The following is an 18,330-nucleotide window of genomic DNA, read 5'->3' on the forward strand; positions in this document are numbered from 1 at the left end:
ACCTTGGTGATCATGCACCTTACCGACGTGTTCGCGCCACGGGTCGGGGGCATCGAGGTGCAGGTCGAGTCGTTGGCACGAGCACAGGCGGCGGCCGGTGAGCAGGTCGTGGTCGTCACGAGCTCCTCGGCGGACGGAGACGACGGATCGTTGCCCTTCAGGGTGTTCCGGGGCTCGCGCGCCAGGGACGTGCGTGCGTTGTTATCGGAACTCCGCCCCGATGTCGCGCACATTCACCTGAGCGTGTTCTCCCCGTTCGCAATCGGTGCGGCGAGGCGCGTGCGGTTGCTCGGCGTGCCGGTGGTGCTGACCGTGCACAGCATGTGGGACATGCCAGTGCGCTGGTGGTACCGCGGTGTTGGCGCGGTCGGAGGGTGGCGGCACGGGTTCGTCGTGACGTCGGTCAGCACCGCCGTGGCGGCGCAGGTGGAACGAGCGCTGCCACGCGTGCTGAATGTCGTCGTCCCCAACGGTATTTCCGTCGAGGTGTGGCGCGCTCCCGCCCGGCGGTCCACGGGTGTGCACGTGGTCTCGGTCGGCCGCATGGCGGTGCGGCGCAGGCCCTTGCTGTTGTTGAAGGTGCTGCGCCGGACGAGGGAGCGGCTCGGCGGTGACGTGGAGTTGCGGGCGACCTTGGTGGGCGCCGGCCCGCTGTTCTCCGTGATGGCGCTGTACCTGCGTCGCCACCGGATGACCGACTGGGTGCGGCTCACCGGCCGTCGCGACCACGCGGGGGTGCGGGAGGTGCTTGCCGGCGCGGACATCTACCTGAACGTGACGACGAGGGAGGCGTTCGGGCTGGCCACGCTGGAGGCGCGGACCGCGGGCCTCCCGGTGATCGGCCGCAGCGATACCGGCGTCGGCGACTTCATCGCGCACGGCGAGGAGGGTCTGCTCGCGACAACCACCGGCGGTCTCGTGGACGCGCTGACCCTGCTGTCCCGTGATCGGCGGCTGCGGGACCGGATGTCGGCGCACAACCGCGCGCGCATGCCCGACGAGTGCGCATGGCCCGCGGTGCTTGAGCGTGTGCGGCGGTGCTACGCGGTCGCACGGCAGGTGCCGGCCGTCGGCGCGGCCGCGTGAACGCCGCTCTGCACCAGGCCCGCATCGCGGTCAGCAACACCGGACATCTGTTGCAGCGTTTCCGCAACAGCACCCCTGCCAGCGCGGTCCACGACCTCGTGCGGGCGGCGCGGCTGTTCCTGCGTGATCCGGCCACGCGACCGCCGGTGTCACGTCCTGAGCGCGTGGTGGTCACCCTCACGACCGTGCCGGACCGCCTGACGTACTTGCGGCCCGCTCTGCGCGGCCTGCTCGACCAGACCAGTCCGGCGGATCGCGTGGTGCTGGCGTGGCCACGGCAGTCACTCCGGACGGGCATGCCGTATCCGTCGCCACCGGCATTGCCACGCGGTGTGGACGTACTGCACTGCGAGGACGAGGGACCTGCGACCAAGTTCCTGCCCGTCCTGCGGGCCGAACCGGACGCCGTGCTCGTCGTGGCCGACGACGACGCGATCTACCCGGACACGTTCGTCGAAGACCTGCTGCGCGCGCATCGTCAACGGCCGGACGCGGCGCTCGGCCTGCGCGGCCAGCCCGTGCGACTCGGGGTCGATCCTCGCTATCTGGGCCACGTCTACGGCACGGCTGTGCGGTCCGCGGTGGCGGTCGACGTCCTGATGGGCATGTGGGGTTACCTGATCCCGCCTGGCGCGCTCGACGACGCGGTGCACGACTTCGACGGCTGGCCGCCTGAAGTCCGCTGGCAGGACGACGTGTGGATCTCCGCGCACCTGGCCCGAAGGCAGGTGCCGAGGCTCGTTGTGCCCGTGCGCGGCGTTCCGGTGGAGTCCAGGGCGGCGTTCGTCGGGGCCCTGCACCACACCGTGAACCGCTCCGGGCGGAACGAAGCCGTCTCCTTCGAGACCTTCCGCGACTGGTGGTGACCGTGATCGCCGACGACGGCGTCGAGTTGCACGTGGAGATCGACGATGAGGCCATGTCGGAGGCCCGCTCATCTTCGTCAATGGCCTGAGCCTGCCGATCACGGCCACCGTAGGCGACACCTCTGGCGAGGGTGGAGCTGCTGTCGCACACCAGATTCCCCTATGACGTCTGGTGGTGGCCGAAGGCGGCTGGCATGCGAGCCACCGCAGGAGTGCCGAGCCGGTGAACTCCGTGATCAGAGGGTTGGTGAGCCATGTGCGTCCGCCACAGGCAACACCATGGCCGAAGGCCTGAGCGGGTCGTGGAACAGCTCCTGCTCGGCGGGCTCTGTTCCCGGCGCGAACCGAGGCACGGCGGCGCCGCACACCTGCACCCGCAGGCGGTGTCCACGGGCGAATCGATGCGCCGCCGGCCACAGCTCGACCAGGATTCGTCGCACCCCTTCGGGGTCCTCGCCGGGGCCGAGTCGGCGCAGGCCTTCGCAGACGTTGATCGACCGCCCGTCCGGGCGCACGTCGCACAGCCGCACGACGAAGTCCGTGTCGTCCCGGCTGGCGCGGACGAAGAGGTCCGCGGTCACGGTGCCGATGACGTCCATCGGCTCGGTGAGCGGGGCGCTGGTGTACGTGAGCACGTCCGGCCGTCGTTCGATCCGCCGGTTGTCGTGCGGCCGGGAATCGCCGACGATCACCGGACCCCTCGGCGCGGGAGTGGGGTCCTTGGGAGAGTACGTGAAACAGTCCGGCGCCGAATCGGCCGGATCCTCCCGGCCGAGCGTGTGATCACCGGTGAGGTGCCACCGCGCCGAGGTGCCGGGCGGCGGCCAGTGCGGGTAGTTCCGCCATTCCCGCGCACCCGTGACGAACAGGCGCACCGGCAGGTCGCGCACTGCGTGGCCGCTGAACAGGTGGGCGCGAAACCAGTACAGCGCCTCGCGATTGGCGGTGACGAGCTGACGTGGGTCGTAGTGCGCCCACGGTCCGACGGTGAGGTGCGGTTCGTGCCCATTCGCCCGCATGGCCTCGTAGTCGCGGATCTGGCCGGGCAGGAAGATGTCGTACCATCCGCCGACCAGGTGCGTCGGCGGCAGCTCGGCGCGATGGGCGACGGAGCTGTGGTCCAGAGCTGTCCTGAGTGGACTGCCAGGACCGGTGTCGGCGATCACCGCCTGGTAGAACGGCACCGCCACCCCGTTGGTGAGGGTGTCGAGCTCGGTCAGCGGTCGTCCGGACCGGATGGCGCGGCGGGCTCGCCAGGGTGCCATGACCGCGGTCCTGAAGCTGTTGTTGGACACCCAGATCAGCAAGGACTCGAGCGCCGTCGAGCCACCGAAGAAGATCGTACTGGCGATCGACGACGCGGAGACCTGTACCGACATCGCCTTGAGCTCGGGTATGTCCGCCGCGACCGCCCAATGGCAGAAACCCAGCGCACTCATGCCGTGCAGCACGAGCGAGCCGTCGAACCAGGGCTGCTCACGCAACCACGCGACGGTGTCGAGCCCGTCCTGCCGCTCGCGGTGCAACGGCAGGAACTCGCCCGGCTCCCGCGCGCCCTGCACGACGACCTGGAACCCGTTGCGTGCGAAGAACCGGCCGTAGAACGAGCCGAGCGGCCTGCGGCCCATCGGGGAGCGGATCAGCACGGTGGGCCAATAGGAGCCCGCTGTCGGCACGTACCGATCGGCGAGCAGGCGGGTGCCGTCGGCCATCACGACCGGCAGATCCCGCTCGACACGGACACTTCGCTCGCGGCGCAACGAGATGGGCGTGGACAACTGCGGATCACCTTCTCCCCGGCGGGGAGGTTATCAGCAATGATCAAGTGGATGGCGCAGCCGCGCTCCAGCAGGCAGGTCCCGCCGGACGTACCACTCGGTGCCCAGCGTCAGCCGGAAGAGGGACGAGGGCAGCCGGAGCAGGGCGACGAGCGTGCGGGTGCTTTCCCCACCACCGGCCTGACTGCCGTGGCAGGACATGCTCGCGCGCTTGGCCCGCACGTACCGGCGCACGTTCACCCGGTGCGTGATCTCGTCGCGCGGACTGTACTTCCCGGCGAGGACATCGGCTCGCATGCCGGCGGGCAGCAGACCGAGCGCGCCGGCGAACCTCATGCCGCGGAGCAGCAGAGCGCGGTCGATGGTGGCCTCGAGCACTATCGGCGTGCCTGCCAGGCGTGTGGCGGCCACCCCGACCTCGTGCACGCGGACGTGGTCCGGATGTCCATATCCACCAACGGGGTCGTAGATGGTGACCAACTCGGCATCCTCATCGATGAGCAGCTCCGCGAGGCGGGCGGCGACATCGGCGATGGGCACCTGGCAGAACGCCTCCAGAGCCGTGCCGATCATCCCGGAATCGCGGTAGCCGAAGAACTCCACCCGCTCGACCCCGAGGGCCCGCGCCGACGACAGCGCCTCCGCACGCCGGACCCTGCCGAGTTCGTCACCCGCCAGAGCATCCGCGAGGCCCGCCTCACCGTCCGTGGCGAGGACGAGGACGACCCGGTGGCCCTCCGCCGCCAGCCGCGCCATCGTGCCCGCGGTCAACAACGCCTCGTCGTCGGGATGAGCGTGAAAGAAGACACAGGTGGACCTCACCCGGTGAGGGTGCCACAGGACGAGGACGGCGCATGCTGATCAACCGTGACTTCCGGCTGCCGTGGGCGGGCCAGGTCGTCTCCGAGGTCGGCGACTCCCTGTTCACCACCACCCTGACCTTGTGGATCGGCACGATCCTTCTCGGCGAAGAACGCGTCGCGGGGCAGCATCTGTCCGGCAGGTCCGGCAGGTCCGGCGCACGAAGGCGACGTAGGTCCGGGTTCGGCATTACACTCGCCGTACGAGACAGCGCCCTGGTGGTCGAACACACGTTCGGACGTTTCCAGTGGGCCTTCCGGTCGGAGGATCGTGAGACAGCAGTGACCGCAACGGTCGGCAGACAGCGGCGCCGGGTCCGGGAGATCGGACCGGGCGATCACCTGTGTTTGTCCTTCGCCGATGACGCGGAGCAGCGCACGACGGTCACCGAATACCTGTCGACCGGCTTGGCGGCCGGGGACAGGGTGCTGTACTTCGCCGATCGGCAATCCCCCTCCACGGTGCTCGGGTGGCTCACGTCCACCGGGGTCGACACCGGGTCGGCCCTGCTCGACGGACAGTTGCGAGTGGTCACGGCCGAGGACTCCTACCTGGCAGCCGGCCGGTTCACCCCTGCGGCCATGATCGCCACCCTGCGGCAGGAGGTCGACGACAGCCTGGTGTCCGGCTTCCGCGGCCTGCGGGTGTGCGGGGAGATGAGCTGGGCGCTGCGCGGGGTCACCGGGAGTGAGCGGCTGGAGGACTACGAGCGCGAGGTCGACGAGGTGTTCACCGGACGGCCCATGTCGGCCATCTGCCAGTACGACGCGAGGCTGTTCCCCACCGATCGGCTGGAGACCTTCCAGCACTGCCACCGCGGCTCGGTGGAGCCCGCGCCGCTGCACAGCGACAGCCTGCTGCGGGTGATCCCGGCCGTCCGGTCCGGCGCGCGCTGCCTGCGGGTGATCGGTACGGTCGACCAGCGCACCAACCACCACCTGGCCAGAGTCCTGGACGCGGCCGTCGACGGATCCGGCGACCTGGTGGTGGACGTGAGCGCTACGGAGTTCATCGACATCGCCGGCGTGCGCGCCTTGGCCGACACCGCCGCCCGCTTGGGCGGCGACCGCACGCTGCGGGTCGAACACCTGGCGCCCGCGCTGCGCGAGGTGTTCCGACTCGTGGGCTGGGACCGCACCCCGGGACTGGTCCTCGTCACGGAAGGCACCACCGCATGACCGACACCGCGGACCTCCCCGGGCTCGTCCACCAAGGCCTGATCTACGACACCGACGAGCAGTTCCTGGCCGCAACCGTGCCGTTCTGCCTGGACGGCCTGGACCGGGACGACGCCGTGCTGGCGGTCACCACGACCGCCAACATCACCCTGCTGCGCGACAGCCTCGGCGACGATGCCCGGCGCGTGGAGTTCGTCGACGCCGACAGCTGGTACCGGGCCCCCGGCCGCACCCTGGCCGCCTACCACCGCTACGTGGACGACCGGTCCGCCCGCCACCAGCGGATACGCATCATCGGTGAGCCCGTGTGGCACGGTCGTGACCCCCTGGCGACCGCGGAGTGGACGCGGTACGAATCGGTCATCAACCTCGCGTTCGCCGACTCCGCCGCCTGGATCGTGTGCCCCTACGACACCAGGGCCCTACCGGAACAGGTCGTCGCCGACGCACGCCGCACCCACCCCGACCTGGTCACCGGGCCGGTCGCCGAGCCCAGCCCCGCCTACGTGGACCCCGCACTGTTCTGCGGCGAGTCGGAGCACCGACCCACAGCCGGCGAGAAGAGCGCCGCCGGCATGCGCTTCGGACCCGACCTGTCCGCGGCACGCCGCTTCACCGCCACCAATGCCGCGGCGCTCGGCCTGCCGCCCGCCGACACCGCCACCCTGGTCATCGCGGTGAACGAAGTCGTCGCCAACGCTGTCGAACACGGCGGCGGGAGCGGCCGGCTCTCCCTGCACCGCGCCGGCCGCAGGATCACCTGCGACATCACCGACAACGGCCCCTCCCCCCTCACCGACTGGTTCACCGGCTACCTGCCGCCGGACCCCGCCCGAACCCGCGGCCACGGCCTGTGGATCGTGCGCCAGCTCTGCGACCTGATCGAGATCCACCCCACCGCAACCGGCACCACCGTGCGACTCCACCTCGACATCACCTGACGACCCGGACCACCCGGCCGACGCGCGCCCGCCGAAGTCCTCAACGTGCAGGTCGAAGGCATGCGAACCCTAAGTGCTCGTAGGTAGCGGTGGCGCCCAGGGGTGGCCGCGCTGCGAAGCGCGTTGCGGGCTGGTGGCGCCCGAGCGGTTCGGCGGCATGGACCAGGGGCTGTCGGCGGTCGTGCAGATCGGGGAGGTGACCTGCGGGGAACCGGAGCAGTGGCTGCCCGACCACCCCGTGCTGCTCGCCCGAGCGAGGCAACCGCTCGCGCCGTGCCTGCTCAACCCGGCCGAGGCCCTGAGCCGCGAGTGCATCGCCGCCGCGCCTTCCGAGAAGAGGTAGGACGCGCAGTACTGACGATGTCGACTTCCCATTCCGGTCGGACGTCCTCACCGCGCGTCCGCCGCTGACGAGCCACCTCTGGACGGACACCGGAGGTTTCCAACCCGACCGCAGACCCGGCGGCGTTGAGCTGCACGAACGACAAGTCCGCCGCGATCCGGCGACTGAACCCCGGCTCGGCAACGGGTGGGCGGCGGGGTGCCTCCCACCCGTGGTCGTTGCGTGCTACCCGTTGTGCGCGCTGACGACGGCGAGTTGGCCGCCGAAGACGGACTGGTAGAACTCCAAGCGGCGGGGGCGTCGCCGCGGAAGTTCAGGTGGGCTGTGGCCATGACGGACACTGGCAGCCGCGCGGCTGGAGGTCAGCCCGCGCACGGTGCGCCGCGACGCCGACCGGCTGCGCGAACTCGGCTACCCATCGCCACCACCTCCGCCCGACGAGACAGCGGAGTCTCGTCGGTGCGACGGTGTTTCCCGCATCCGCATCGCCGAGGTCCGGTGACCGTGGACGGCCTGACCGGCACCCCGAAGATCATGAACACCGAGGTTGGCTCGATGGCGTCAGTAGGTGCCGGTGTGGTGTTTGAGGGCCAGGAGCTTGTGGCGGTACATGCGGCACAATGCGACCAGGAGGTGGACCTGCTCTCCGGGGTCCAGCGGGCGCAGGTGCTCCACGAGGTCGTCGGGGTGCAGGTCGGCGTCGGTGCCCAGACGCTGGTTGAGGATGTCGCGGGCGAGGCGGTGTTCGCGGTCGCCGATGGCCAGGCGATCGACATCGCGCAGGTCGTAAGTCTCAGGCAGCGGGAAGCGGACGAGCGCCTCCGGGTAGCGGGCGGTCATGAGCTGCACGGCGATGTTGACGAGGCGCGCCACCAGTGCCGCCGTCCGATCGAGGTCGTCGAGCATGACCGCCAGCTCGTTCACCGTGACCGTGTCGGGTTCGAACGCCGGCGGCGAGTCGATGTCGACGTCGAGCCGGTGCAGGGCCAGGGTGATGTTGTCCAGCACGCGCTCAGGATCGACGAACACCTGCTCTTGACGGTCGGTTTCGACGCTGGCTCGCGGGTGCCACGGGTCGAGGAACTCCCGCACCTCCCTCTCCCCGTAGACGCCGGGGTCGGGTAGAGGTCGTCGGGAACTCGGGGACTGCTCCACCACCCTGCCTCCTCATGCCGTATCGCCGCCAAGTCGCCACACTGCCGCCGCCGGCGGCGGCAGTGCCTGCGGTGTCTCAGCCGGTATACCCGCTACGGGACCGTAGTACGAAAAACAGGGCTGCGGATCGTGCGTCGGAGGAAGGCGGAAGGCGGTCAAGTCGTCGAACCGGCGACCTGATCAACGAGTACGATCCACAGCAGCTCAACCCCAGGTCAGACCATGCGCCGACTTCTGGCACCCCACAGACGTCCAACGCCCGGGCCGGCATCGCGCGGGCCAGTACGGGTTTGGTCGCGAGCTCCACGGTGTCGGGCACCGCCGGCTTCCGCCACCCGATCAGCGCCAGGTCCGCGGACACGTGGGTCCGGTCCGTTGCCGAGTGCTCGGCGTGGGCATGCACCAGCACGGCCTGCATGTCGTTGTCCAAGCGGCCGCGCAGCACGTTCGTCTTCCCTGCCGGATGAGGGCAGAAGCCGAACCGCTGAATCTCCGAGGTGGCCCCTCAAGCTGCCGACCGGGCGGCATCCGGCGCGCAGCTGGACCCACCCCAGGCAGTTCCTCGCCCTCCAGCTGCCACCAGCCGGAGTATCCCCCCGGCACCACCGCCAACTTCTTCGCCCACCCGGCCAGCTTGCCAAGCCAGGCCACGACGGCGGCCACCGAACTGCGATCGGAACCGCAGCACCCGCTCCAGGCGTCGCCGATTACGCCGATGGTGTGGCCGCTGAGGAAGTACCAGACCTGGTAAGGAATCGACGTGTGTGTGAGCGGCAGGTAGTCCTAGTCTCGGTTGATGCTTACCGAGGACATCCGGAGTGGTCTGAACGTCGCGTTGAACGAAAGCCGGTTCCTGTCGGTGCAGGTCGATCGCGCGGTGCGCAGTGCCATGGTGTGGTTCGAGGTGCTGACCTTGCCCGAGGATGGACCCCCGCCAGCCGACACCGTGGTGGCCCTCGCCGTTCGAGGGGTGGCGCGTGTCGCGGTGTCGTTGCGCGAAGGGCGGTGGGACAACAGAAAAGCCGCAGTCACGCCGGTCACGCTCGACCGCCTCGACGCCGTGGTGCGCGAATTCGGCGGATCAGCGATCTATGGCTGGGACTTCATTGATCCGCCAGATGAATCCTGGGTGCATTGGCGTGAACGGTTGAGCCTGAACGAGGTGCTGTCCACGGAGGCGGCAGGCCACGTGTTGAGCCTGTTCCAGGAGGGCGTAACCCTGAGTCGTCACCTGGACCTGCGGTTGTGGTTCACCGAATTGAGCGTCGTTGACCGGCACGGCCAGAAGATCGAGCTTGAGCAGTTCGTGGCGGGCGGGCTGCGGTGGTGGGACGCCTTATACGCAGGCGATACTCGCACCGATGGTCACGGCATCGTTCCGGGGTGAGCGTCGGCCTGCTCGGCCGGAAGGTACATGCCATTGACGTGATGGGTGTCGGCACACTGCTCGACCGACGAGAAGCCCTTCCGGGGTTTCATCGGATGAACCCGAGGCCCCGTCGGGGGGACCACGGAATACCACTCACGGCCAGGGGCGAACCGGGTGTCGGACACCAGAACCGTCACCGGGATCGCCGAGTCGGACTGCCCGAGATCGTGATCCGTGCGCGAGGGGCTCAGGCGGTGTCCGCCGGCCACCGTTGGACGCCGGCGGCCTGCGCGTAGGACAGGTGGCCGCCGAGCGCGCCGCCGGCGCCGAGCACCACCAGCCCGACCAGCACCCACGCTCGGGCGGAGCGATGTCCGTGGCACCGGGTCGAGGCGAGGAAGCAGCCGGCGGCGAGCGTGTTCCCGATCGCGTGCAGGAGACCGACCCGCCGCTGGCGGACGTCCAGGCGGGAGAAGTCCGCCAAGCCGACGAGCACGGTCGGCGGCGTCGCGGCCAACCCGATCCGCACCAGCCGCCGTGCGGCGGCGTGGTGGCCGCTCACGTCGAGGACCGCCGAACACACCCACGCCCCGATCGGCACCGTCACCAGCAGCGGGTGCACGGGGTGGCCGAGCCACGCACCGCGCAGCAGCCGGTCTGCCCGGCCTCGGCCTACGACCCGCCGCACGGCGCGCGCGATCACGCCGGCCGGTGCGTCGACGGCATCGAGCGACTCGGCGGCGTGCAACGCCCGGCGCAAGCTCATGCGTCCCGAATACCCACCGCCTGCTCGCTGAACCGGCGACTCGCCGGAATCCGCGCTCACGGAAACCTACTGCGCGGGCCGTGGGTGGTGAAGGCATCGACGCCGGCGCGGACGCGGAACGGTTCCAGGTCGGCGCGTTGACGTGCGGCCCGCTCTATCAGGTGGTCGAAGTCGACACCGGGCAGGCGTTCCCGCAGCCCCGCGAGGTCGCGCAGGGTAGTCCAGAGCTGCTTCTTGCCGTCGATGCCCATCGCGAGGAACTCCAGCTCCTCGAACCGGCTCAACGGCGAGTACGACGTCAGCCGGCCGTTGCGCTTGAACCGACCGAGGCGTTCGGCACCGAACGCCAACCCGGTCTTGACGGGATTGGTACGCACCCCGAGCCGTCGCATGATCGCCCGGAACGTCTCGACGTCCTCCGCGATGGCCGTCGCGACACCGCCCACCGCAGCCCCGAGTTCGGTGCCCCGGTTGTTGCGCTGGGCACGCCGCGCCAGCTCGCGCCACAACACGCCCATCGCCAACTGGTCCCTGAGGTAGATGCCCAGAAAATCGTCCACGAGCACGAGGTACCCAGCCCGCCGTCCACCCGAACCCCTCGTGACAGCAGCACGCGCACGCTGACGACACCGCGGATCGGACCGCCCGTCAGTCATCGGCGGCGAGGATGCCATCGACGACGCGCTCGGCGAAGTCGCGGAGTGTGACGTTCTCGCGGTGGGACCGGTCGACCAGCATCGCGACGCCTCCGCGGACACCCCGTGCACCGGCCGCCGTGGTGTACAGCTCCAGCAGCGCCACGTCGACCGCCCGCACACCGTCCGCACGCCCGCTGTAGAGGTTGCGCGAACCGAGGCCTCCTCATCGACGCGCAACGGCGCCGACAGGTGACCGACCACGCCGGAGGACGGTCACCGCGTGCACGACCTCACCGGTCCGCGCGGCGTCCACCTCGCCGCGATCCACGTCGGACGCGAATGGACCCGTCGTCCACGGGTACGCCACAAGGCCCAGACCACGGAGGTCCCACGATGGGCACCCAGGAGCGACCGGGGAACCACGCGGCACACGGCGTCGAGCCCGGACCGGAAACCAACCCGCCGGACCAGAACCCCCGGAACTGGGGCCAACGCAGCCTGATCACCACCGACCACGAGGTGATCCGGAAGTGCGCCGAACGCCGTGGTGCGCGCCCGGCGACTCTCCCCGGACACGGTGACCGCACGGCGGTGCTGCGGCTCGACCTGCCCGGCTACGGCAGCCACAACCTGCGTCACATCGGGTGGGACGAGTGGTTCGCGATGTTCGACGCCCGCCGGCTGCACTTCGTCTACCGGCACCAGCGCTCGGACGGCTCGCCCAGCAACTTCTTCCGGTTGGAAAGCCCGGGGAACCAGGGCCGGTGACCGGCTCAAGTGGACGCGAGCCGCACCGCCGCGACCGCGGCCCGCACCGTCGGGTGCAGGGGCAGTGCGGTGTCGACCTGGCTCATCCGCAGTGGCCGCAGCACCCGGTGGTTGTCCGCGACGACGGCGAAGGGGATGCCCTGCCGTGCGGCCCGGTGCCGGGTGTTGACGAGCAGGGCGATGCCGGCCGAGCCCAGGAAGTCGACCTCGCTGAGGTCCAGCACGATCGCGCCGGGACCGGTGTCGAAGACGTCGTCCAACGCGGCCGTGACGGGCCGCTGCGCCGCCGCGTCGAGTGAACCCGACACCCGGACCAGGGCGATGCCTCCGTCCACGTCGACCCTGGTCGAGGTGTGGGTGGTGCGCTCTGTCATCTGAGCCTCTCCTCGCGATCGCGGAGTTGGGGTCGGGCGTTCATCGGTCGGTGGCGGCCAGGCCGTGCCGGACGGAGGTGGGCAGGCCCCGCGGTGGATCCCACAGGGCGGGTGCGGCGGCCAGCACGTCGCCGCTGCCCGGCCACGTCTGCGGTGACGTGCCGACGTGGTCCCCGACCGCACCCCCGGCCTCCTGCACGAGCAGCACACCCGCGCCCGGTGCTCCCCTCACGGCCGAGGACGCCGTCGCTCGGCCGCTGCCTGTTCAGGACCGCCCGGATGGCTTGATCGGCTTCGTAGCGCGCTTCGTCGATCGTGCGGCCTCCCGCCTGGGCGGCGGCGCACGCGACGGCCAGCAGCTCGTCGAGGTCGACAACGCCGTGGCGTGAGGTCGGTGATGTGTCGGTCATGTGGGGTCCTGGAGTGGTCGGTCCGCTGCCCTGGCGGCGGGTGACCGGGCCGCCACAGGCACGCCCAGCCACCGTGGTGGGGCCGGCGCCTGCTCGACCGACCTACCGGGGAACCGGTCGGACAACGCGATCACCGCGCGATCCGATCGACCCTGGAACACCCCACCCGCGATGCGCGAACCCTCGCCCGACAGCGCTGCGCGAGTCCTATGGCGCGGTCGGTCGCGGGCGTGTGACGTGCAGGCAGGCCGCGGTCATGAGCAGCAGGCAGCCCGCGAACACCATCGGCAGGTAGACGGCTGCTCCGCCGACCACCAGGGCGATGCCGAGCAGCGCCGCCGACGCCCTGGTCGAGGTCCGGTGCGCGGGTCGCCGGATCGTGGTCCGCCCGGAGAGCGCGCAGGCCAGCGCCGGGTCGGTGGCCTCCAGCCAGCGCTCGATCCTGCGGAGTTGACGACGCTCGTACCGGGTCATCGGGTCCTCCTCCCCACGCCATCAGTCGTCGTGCTTGGTTTCACGGTCGGTTGGGGCGAGGTACTTCTCGGTGGTCGGGTCGACGCCGGTGTCGTCCTGGTCCCGGTTGAGCACGGAGTAGTGGGATTCAGTGCGCATGCGCTCGACCATGTGCGGGTAGTGCAGCTCGAACGCGGGCCGCTCGGAGCGGATGCGCGGCAGTTCGGTGAAGTTGTGCCGCGGCGGCGGGCAGCTGGTGGCCCATTCGAGCGAGTTGCCGAAGCCCCAGGGGTCGTCCCGGCCGGCGGGTTCGCCGTAGCGGTAGCTGCGGAAGACGTTCCAGATGAACGGCAGGGTCGAGGCGCCGAGGACGAACGAGCCGATGGTGGAGATGGTGTTGAGACCGGTGAACTGGTCGCTCTGGAGGTAGTCGGCGTAGCGGCGCGGCATGCCCTGGTTGCCGAGCCAGTGGTGCACCAGGAAGGTCAGGTGGAAGCCGATGAACGTGGTCCAGAAGTGGATCTTCCCCAGTTTCTCGTCGAGCATCCGGCCGGTCATCTTGGGGAACCAGAAGTAGATGCCGGCGTAGGTGGCGAACACGATCGTGCCGAACAGCACGTAGTGGAAGTGGGCCACGACGAAGTAGGTGTCGTGGACGTGGAAGTCGATCGGCGGCGAGGCGAGCAGGATGCCGGACAGGCCGCCGAACAGGAACGTCACCAGGAAGCCGACGCTGAACAGCATCGGTGACTCGAACGTCAGCCGGCCCTTCCACATCGTGCCGATCCAGTTGAAGAACTTGATGCCGGTCGGGATGGCGATGATGAACGTGGACGCGGCGAAGAACAGCAGCAGCACCGCGCCGGTCGCGTACATGTGGTGCGCCCACACGATCACCGAGTACAGCGCGATCGCGATCGTGGCGTACACCAGGCCCTTGTAGCCGAAGATCGGTTTGCGGGAGAACACCGGGAAGATCTCGGAGACGATCCCGAAGAACGGCAGCGCGATGATGTAGACCTCGGGGTGGCCGAAGAACCAGAACAGGTGCTGCCAGAGGATGACTCCGCCGTTGGCGGGGTCGAACACGTGTGCGCCCAGGTGCCGGTCGGCCAGCAGCCCGAGCAGGGCGGCGGTCAGGATCGGGAACGCCACCAGCACCAGGATCGACGTGATGAGGATGTTCCAGGTGAAGATCGGCATCCGGAACATGGTCATGCCCGGGGCGCGCAGGCAGACCACCGTGGTGATCATGTTGACCGCGCCGAGGATCGTGCCCAGGCCACCCACGACCAGGCCCGAGATCCACAGGTCCGCGCCAACGCCGGGGCTGTGGATCGCGCTGGACAGCGGCGTGTAGGCGGTCCACCCGAAGTCCGGCGCGCCGGCGGGCGTGAGGAACGAGCTGACCGCGATCAGGCCGCCGAACAGGTACAGCCAGTAGGACAGCGCATTGAGCCGGGGGAACGCCACGTCCGGCGAGCCGATCTGGAGCGGCAGGATGTAGTTGGCGAACCCGAACACGATCGGCGTCGCGTACAGCAGCAGCATCACCGTGCCGTGCATGGTGAACAGCTGGTTGTACTGCTCGTTGGACAGGAACTGCAACCCCGGACGCGCGAGCTCCCCGCGCATCAGCAACGCCATCAGCCCGCCGGCCAGGAAGAACGCGAACGACGTGGTCAGGTACATCAGGCCGATCATCTTGTGATCGGTGGTGCGGAACAGGCGCAGCAACGCCGATCCCTTGAGACGGGGCCGGGCGGCCCCTCGGGGGACGATCGGGGTCGGTTTGAGCGTCGTCATGACCATCCTCGACTCACTGGGGCGGTGCACGGGCCTACCGGCGCCACCGACCGCTTCCGCACTCCGCATTCGGACTGGGACCGCCGGCGACGCGCCCGACTACCCCGTTCCGGCCCGCTCACACACCGGTGTCCGAGATCCACCTGTCCGCAGCGAACCGACGCGCCGACGACGAGTTTCGCGCCCGACAAGCCGACCACCGCCAGGCCGAGCCCCGCACCGCCGTGGCTTCCGGTGGTGTCGACCGACGTGGTCCCCCACGTACCCGCTGCCGAAGTGGCGGGAGTGCATCCGACCCGGTGAACCGGGCGCACCCGGCGCGTCGCCGAGGCTTCCTCGGTCACCGGCACGGGAACCGCCTCGACTGTCGGGCCGGGCACCTCGGCGTTCGGCATCGACCGGCACCTCATGCGGTCCGGGACAACGGAGTCACCGCTGCCGTCGCGTACGGCACCAGTCGACGGGTCAGGTCCGCGTGCGCTTGGCCGGTCGACCCGTACCCGGCATCGGGATGCCGGTCGCCACGGAGCAGCGCATCGACCCAGCGTGCCACCGCCCGCGGCCCGGGCAGGAGGTCCGAGCCGAACCACGCCTGCACGATCAGGTCCTCACCGCTGTGCGTCTCCACCGCCGCCGCCCAGCCGCTGCGCTCGTCCCACAGCAGCGCCACCTCGCGGTCCGGGAAGGCCGGGAGCCTGCGGTCCAGTTCCAGGAACATGGTCGCGGGTCCTTCGGCCTGCACGTATGAGCACTCAGGGGAGAGCCCGAGCTCACGGGTGACCGACTGCGCGTAGCCGCGCAGCGCCCTGACCAGGAAATCGTTGCACTGCGATGTCATCCTGCGTCGCCGCCTTCGTCCGACCATCGGGTGAACGCGCCGGCTTCTTGACGCACTGACTCAATACCCCACACGGGGCGACGAAACCCCCCATCCGGGTGACGTACCGGTGGCTGACGTCCGACGTCGCCGCCCGACCCCTCGGTGCCGATTGGCGGCGAGGGTGCTCGTCCGGCGGCGCGGCGGGAGCACAGCCGCAGTTTCGTCCCCACGGGTGTGACGACGGCGTGGAGAGGGCAAGAAGTGGTACGTGAAATGGGCCGGCGGCGCCCGGTCGGCGGAGGAGGCTGGGGAGATGGGCGGACAGCGGGATGGAACCGGTGACCAGGTCACGAACGGGGTGACTTGTCGAATCGACGAAGTGACAGGAGCGTTGGCGGAGCTGTCCGCGGTCCTGGACCAGGAGGAGCAGTTGTCGGTCGTCCTGGACCGGGTCTGCGTCCAGGTGGCCCGAGCCGTTCCGGGAGCGGACGCGGTCAGCGTGACCGTGCTGGGCCCGGACGGTCCGAGGACCGAGGCGGCGACCGGGCGGCCTGCGCTGGACGTGGACTCCGCGCAGTACCGCACCGGGGAGGGGCCCTGTCTTGAGGCTGCCCGGACGGGCCAGGTCCTGCAAGCGGTGGTGAGCGCGACGTCGGACCGGTGGCCGGCGTTCTCGGCGATGGCCGAGAGGTCGGGCATCACCGCCTACCTGTCGGCTCCGCTGCACGTCGACGAGCAGCAGTCCGGCTCGCTCAACCTCTACGGCACGCGGGACCGCGGATTCGAAGAACTCGACGCGGCGTTCCTGGAGCTGTACACGACCGCCGTCGAGGCGGCGTTGCTCAACGCCCGCCGCTACCTGCGGGCTCGTCGGCAGGCCGCCGAGCTGGGTCAGGCGTTGACCAACCGTGCGGTCATCGACCAGGCGAAAGGGATCCTCATGGCGGTGCACGAGATCACTGCGGACGAGGCGTTCGCGATGCTGGCCGAACGCTCCCAGCGCGAGAACGTCAAGCTCCGCGACCTGGCCCAGCGCTTCGTCACCGACATCACCGGCAGCGGCGGTCGAGCCGACCGGGCAGGTGAGGCCCCGGTGCCCTCGTGACGACCTCGCCGTCCACCACGTCGACGTCCGGCTCCCCTTCGGACACACCTCCACCGTCGTTTGACGGTGTTCCCGCCGGGCATACCGTCCGAATGCGACGTCCACTTGCTCTGCTCGACAACTCGCTGTCCGCGCTGGTCGAGGGCTACGCCTGGTTGCCCGCCCGCCGGGCCCGGTCGGCGTCGGGGGCGGCGCACACCAGGGTGCTGGGCCAGCGCGCGGTCGGGTTGTGCGGCCCGGACGCGGCCCGCTTCTTCTACGACGAGGACCACGTGCGCCGGCACACCGCGATCCCCTGGCCGGTGCAGAACACGCTATTCGGCCGACGCGCGGTGCACACCCTCGACGGTGACCGGCACCGCGCCCGCAAGAACATCTTCCTCTCGGTCGTCAACCGGGCGACCGCGCAGTCCTTGGCCGACGGCGTCGGCGCCTCCTGGGACGAAGCAGCGGCTTCCTGGGAACCGGGGCGGCCGGTGGTCTTGTTCGACGAGGCGGCGAGGGTGCTCACCCGAGCCGTGTGCCGGTGGGCCGGCGTCCCGCTCGCCGAGGCCGAGGTCCCCGCCGTGGCCCGGGACCTGGTGGCGATGGTGGACGGCTTCGCCACACCCGGTCGCCGGCACTGGCGGGCCCGCTCCGCGCGGGGCAGGCGGGAGGCGTGGCTGGGTGGCCTGGTGACGCAGGTCCGCGACGGCACGCTGAGCGTGCCCGCGGGGTCGGCGCTGGAGGTCGTCAGCGCTCACCGGGAGGTCGACGGTGAGCAGTTGTCGCCCCGACTGGCGGCGGTGGAGCTGCTCAACGTCATCCGGCCGACAGTGGCGGTGTGCTGGTTCGTCGCCTACGCCGGGCACGCGCTGCACCGGTGGCCCCAGCACCGGCAACCCCTGCGTGACGGGGACCGGGACTTCGCGCTGGCCTTCGCCCACGAACTGCGGCGCTTCTACCCGTTCGCCCCGTTCATCGGTGGCCGCGCGGTGCGCGAGCTGACCTGGTGCGGCGACCGCATCCCCAAGCACGCGATGGTGCTGCTCGACCTGTGGGGCCACAACCACGACCACGACCTGTGGGGCGACCCCTACGCGTTCCGCCCCGAACGCTTCCTCGGCCGTGACATCGGCCGGTTCGAACTCGTGCCCCAGGGTGCGGGCGACCCGGAGACCAACCACTGCTGCCCCGGCGAGCCACTGACCGTGGCCATCCTGCGCACCCTCGCCGTCCGGCTGGCCCGGACCGACTACGACGTGCCCGAGCAGGACATGACCATCTCGCTGCGACGAGTTCCGGCACGGCCCAAGAGCGGATTCGTGTTCGAACCGACGGGTACGGCGTCACACTGCCCACGACCGGCGTCATCACCGTGACCGTGCCAATCGGCGCATCGACCTGACCGCCGGATGGTGTTCGCGGTGTCCAGCGCAGAGACGGTCCGGTCGGCCCGCTGACGCGGCTGGAGCAGTCGAAGCACATCGATCGCGATCGGTGCGACTGCCTGTCGCCTGCTGGTCGAGGCGCCGGTACAACGCCTGATCGGCTTGTACTCGGTGCAGTGCTACCAGTAGGTCGTGGGCTCGCGCGTTCGGGGTGGGGGTGTCAGGCGGCGTTGTGCCCGGCTG

At 70.1% G+C, this 18,330-nt stretch carries 20 protein-coding genes and 1 pseudogene; 10 read left to right on the forward strand and 11 right to left on the reverse strand.

The genetic code is table 11. The features are described 5' to 3' along the window. Positions 1-12 precede the first annotated feature (12 nt). Both ACRAKI_RS20975 and ACRAKI_RS20980 read left to right on the forward strand, forming a co-directional pair. On the forward strand, positions 13-1,086 hold the full coding sequence (locus ACRAKI_RS20975) for a glycosyltransferase family 4 protein (RefSeq protein ID WP_447002205.1): 1,074 nt from the start codon (positions 13-15) through the stop codon (positions 1,084-1,086). Beyond that, positions 1,083-1,952, forward strand: coding sequence for a hypothetical protein (locus ACRAKI_RS20980; protein WP_447002206.1), 870 nt, complete (start codon positions 1,083-1,085; stop codon positions 1,950-1,952). Before ACRAKI_RS20975 ends, ACRAKI_RS20980 begins: the two co-directional genes overlap by 4 nt. A 236-nt stretch (positions 1,953-2,188) precedes the next feature. Here ACRAKI_RS20980 and ACRAKI_RS20985 read toward each other — a convergent pair whose 3' ends face one another. Continuing rightward, positions 2,189-3,730, reverse strand: coding sequence for a CocE/NonD family hydrolase (locus ACRAKI_RS20985; RefSeq protein WP_447002207.1), 1,542 nt, complete (start codon positions 3,728-3,730; stop codon positions 2,189-2,191). A 33-nt stretch (positions 3,731-3,763) separates the two neighbouring features. Further along, the gene (locus tag ACRAKI_RS20990; protein ID WP_447002208.1) at positions 3,764-4,552 is read right to left on the reverse strand and encodes a PIG-L deacetylase family protein; all 789 of its coding nucleotides are present in this window, start codon (positions 4,550-4,552) and stop codon (positions 3,764-3,766) included. Positions 4,553-4,938: 386 nt separating this feature from the next. On the opposite strand from ACRAKI_RS20990, the gene ACRAKI_RS20995 reads away from it, so the two are divergent. The 4 genes and pseudogenes from ACRAKI_RS20995 to ACRAKI_RS21010 form a co-directional block, all read left to right on the forward strand. Further along, a complete protein-coding gene (locus ACRAKI_RS20995) occupies positions 4,939-5,769 on the forward strand; it encodes an MEDS domain-containing protein (protein ID WP_447002209.1) in 831 nt (276 codons plus the stop codon). Continuing rightward, positions 5,766-6,710, forward strand: a complete 945-nt coding sequence (locus ACRAKI_RS21000) for an anti-sigma factor RsbA family regulatory protein (protein ID WP_447002210.1) — start codon at positions 5,766-5,768, stop codon at positions 6,708-6,710. The genes ACRAKI_RS20995 and ACRAKI_RS21000 overlap by 4 nt, the downstream gene beginning before the upstream one ends. Positions 6,711-6,843: 133 nt before the next feature. Then, a complete protein-coding gene (locus ACRAKI_RS21005) occupies positions 6,844-7,053 on the forward strand; it encodes a hypothetical protein (protein ID WP_447002211.1) in 210 nt (69 codons plus the stop codon). Between the two features lie 346 nt (positions 7,054-7,399). Then, positions 7,400-7,471: pseudogene (locus ACRAKI_RS21010) on the forward strand (HTH domain-containing protein); the annotation flags it as partial. A gap of 143 nt (positions 7,472-7,614) precedes the next feature. Here the strand turns inward: ACRAKI_RS21010 and ACRAKI_RS21015 are convergent. Next, entirely contained in the window at positions 7,615-8,211 is a 597-nt protein-coding gene (locus ACRAKI_RS21015; protein ID WP_447002212.1) for a hypothetical protein, read from the reverse strand. A 793-nt stretch (positions 8,212-9,004) separates the two neighbouring features. Between ACRAKI_RS21015 and ACRAKI_RS21020 the strand changes: the two genes are divergently transcribed. Continuing rightward, the gene (locus tag ACRAKI_RS21020; RefSeq protein WP_447002213.1) at positions 9,005-9,595 is read left to right on the forward strand and encodes a hypothetical protein; all 591 of its coding nucleotides are present in this window, start codon (positions 9,005-9,007) and stop codon (positions 9,593-9,595) included. Positions 9,596-9,824: 229 nt separating this feature from the next. On the opposite strand, the gene ACRAKI_RS21025 is transcribed toward ACRAKI_RS21020, so the two are convergent. The 3 genes from ACRAKI_RS21025 to ACRAKI_RS21035 all read right to left on the reverse strand — a co-directional run bounded on the left by ACRAKI_RS21025 (position 9,825) and on the right by ACRAKI_RS21035 (position 11,144). After that, positions 9,825-10,343: a DUF2231 domain-containing protein gene (locus ACRAKI_RS21025; protein ID WP_447002214.1), complete on the reverse strand. Its 519-nt coding sequence runs from the start codon at positions 10,341-10,343 to the stop codon at positions 9,825-9,827. Positions 10,344-10,399: 56 nt separating this feature from the next. Beyond that, the gene (locus tag ACRAKI_RS21030; protein WP_447002215.1) at positions 10,400-10,903 is read right to left on the reverse strand and encodes a hypothetical protein; all 504 of its coding nucleotides are present in this window, start codon (positions 10,901-10,903) and stop codon (positions 10,400-10,402) included. Between the two features lie 88 nt (positions 10,904-10,991). Then, a complete protein-coding gene (locus ACRAKI_RS21035; RefSeq protein ID WP_447002216.1) occupies positions 10,992-11,144 on the reverse strand; it encodes a hypothetical protein in 153 nt (50 codons plus the stop codon). 230 nt (positions 11,145-11,374) lie between these two features. Between ACRAKI_RS21035 and ACRAKI_RS21040 the strand changes: the two genes are divergently transcribed. Further along, a complete protein-coding gene (locus tag ACRAKI_RS21040; RefSeq protein WP_447002217.1) occupies positions 11,375-11,749 on the forward strand; it encodes a hypothetical protein in 375 nt (124 codons plus the stop codon). 5 nt (positions 11,750-11,754) lie between these two features. Here ACRAKI_RS21040 and ACRAKI_RS21045 read toward each other — a convergent pair whose 3' ends face one another. The 5 genes from ACRAKI_RS21045 to ACRAKI_RS21065 all read right to left on the reverse strand — a co-directional run bounded on the left by ACRAKI_RS21045 (position 11,755) and on the right by ACRAKI_RS21065 (position 15,630). Continuing rightward, complete coding sequence (locus ACRAKI_RS21045; RefSeq protein ID WP_447002218.1) at positions 11,755-12,123, reverse strand: STAS domain-containing protein; 369 nt, start codon at positions 12,121-12,123, stop codon at positions 11,755-11,757. 40 nt (positions 12,124-12,163) lie between these two features. Beyond that, complete coding sequence (locus ACRAKI_RS21050) at positions 12,164-12,355, reverse strand: hypothetical protein (RefSeq protein WP_447002219.1); 192 nt, start codon at positions 12,353-12,355, stop codon at positions 12,164-12,166. Positions 12,356-12,740: 385 nt separating this feature from the next. Then, complete coding sequence (locus ACRAKI_RS21055) at positions 12,741-13,007, reverse strand: DUF3040 domain-containing protein (RefSeq protein WP_447002220.1); 267 nt, start codon at positions 13,005-13,007, stop codon at positions 12,741-12,743. 21 nt (positions 13,008-13,028) lie between these two features. Then, a complete protein-coding gene (ctaD, locus tag ACRAKI_RS21060; protein WP_447002221.1) occupies positions 13,029-14,792 on the reverse strand; it encodes an aa3-type cytochrome oxidase subunit I in 1,764 nt (587 codons plus the stop codon). Between the two features lie 406 nt (positions 14,793-15,198). Continuing rightward, complete coding sequence (locus ACRAKI_RS21065; RefSeq protein ID WP_447002222.1) at positions 15,199-15,630, reverse strand: DUF6292 family protein; 432 nt, start codon at positions 15,628-15,630, stop codon at positions 15,199-15,201. 361 nt (positions 15,631-15,991) lie between these two features. Here ACRAKI_RS21065 and ACRAKI_RS21070 point away from each other — a divergent pair, with 361 nt between their 5' ends. Both ACRAKI_RS21070 and ACRAKI_RS21075 read left to right on the forward strand, forming a co-directional pair. Further along, the gene (locus ACRAKI_RS21070) at positions 15,992-16,717 is read left to right on the forward strand and encodes an ANTAR domain-containing response regulator (protein WP_447002223.1); all 726 of its coding nucleotides are present in this window, start codon (positions 15,992-15,994) and stop codon (positions 16,715-16,717) included. A gap of 92 nt (positions 16,718-16,809) precedes the next feature. Then, complete coding sequence (locus tag ACRAKI_RS21075) at positions 16,810-18,078, forward strand: cytochrome P450 (RefSeq protein ID WP_447002224.1); 1,269 nt, start codon at positions 16,810-16,812, stop codon at positions 18,076-18,078. Positions 18,079-18,330: the final 252 nt, after the last annotated feature.

The organism is Saccharothrix isguenensis, from assembly GCF_052936305.1.

What these genes read in the sequence shown, in the direction of transcription:
- ACRAKI_RS20975 (WP_447002205.1), top strand. Translation starts at nt 13, where the DNA reads ATGCACCTTACCGACGTGTTCGCGCCACGGGTCGGGGGCATCGAGGTG.
- ACRAKI_RS21000 (WP_447002210.1), top strand. Translation starts at nt 5,766, where the DNA reads ATGACCGACACCGCGGACCTCCCCGGGCTCGTCCACCAAGGCCTGATC.
- ACRAKI_RS21020 (WP_447002213.1), top strand. Translation starts at nt 9,005, where the DNA reads ATGCTTACCGAGGACATCCGGAGTGGTCTGAACGTCGCGTTGAACGAA.
- ACRAKI_RS21025 (WP_447002214.1), bottom strand. Translation starts at nt 10,343, where the DNA reads ATGAGCTTGCGCCGGGCGTTGCACGCCGCCGAGTCGCTCGATGCCGTC.
- ACRAKI_RS21040 (WP_447002217.1), top strand. Translation starts at nt 11,375, where the DNA reads ATGGGCACCCAGGAGCGACCGGGGAACCACGCGGCACACGGCGTCGAG.
- ACRAKI_RS21045 (WP_447002218.1), bottom strand. Translation starts at nt 12,123, where the DNA reads ATGACAGAGCGCACCACCCACACCTCGACCAGGGTCGACGTGGACGGA.
- ACRAKI_RS21055 (WP_447002220.1), bottom strand. Translation starts at nt 13,007, where the DNA reads ATGACCCGGTACGAGCGTCGTCAACTCCGCAGGATCGAGCGCTGGCTG.
- ctaD (WP_447002221.1), bottom strand. Translation starts at nt 14,792, where the DNA reads ATGACGACGCTCAAACCGACCCCGATCGTCCCCCGAGGGGCCGCCCGG.
- ACRAKI_RS21065 (WP_447002222.1), bottom strand. Translation starts at nt 15,630, where the DNA reads ATGACATCGCAGTGCAACGATTTCCTGGTCAGGGCGCTGCGCGGCTAC.
- ACRAKI_RS21075 (WP_447002224.1), top strand. Translation starts at nt 16,810, where the DNA reads ATGCGACGTCCACTTGCTCTGCTCGACAACTCGCTGTCCGCGCTGGTC.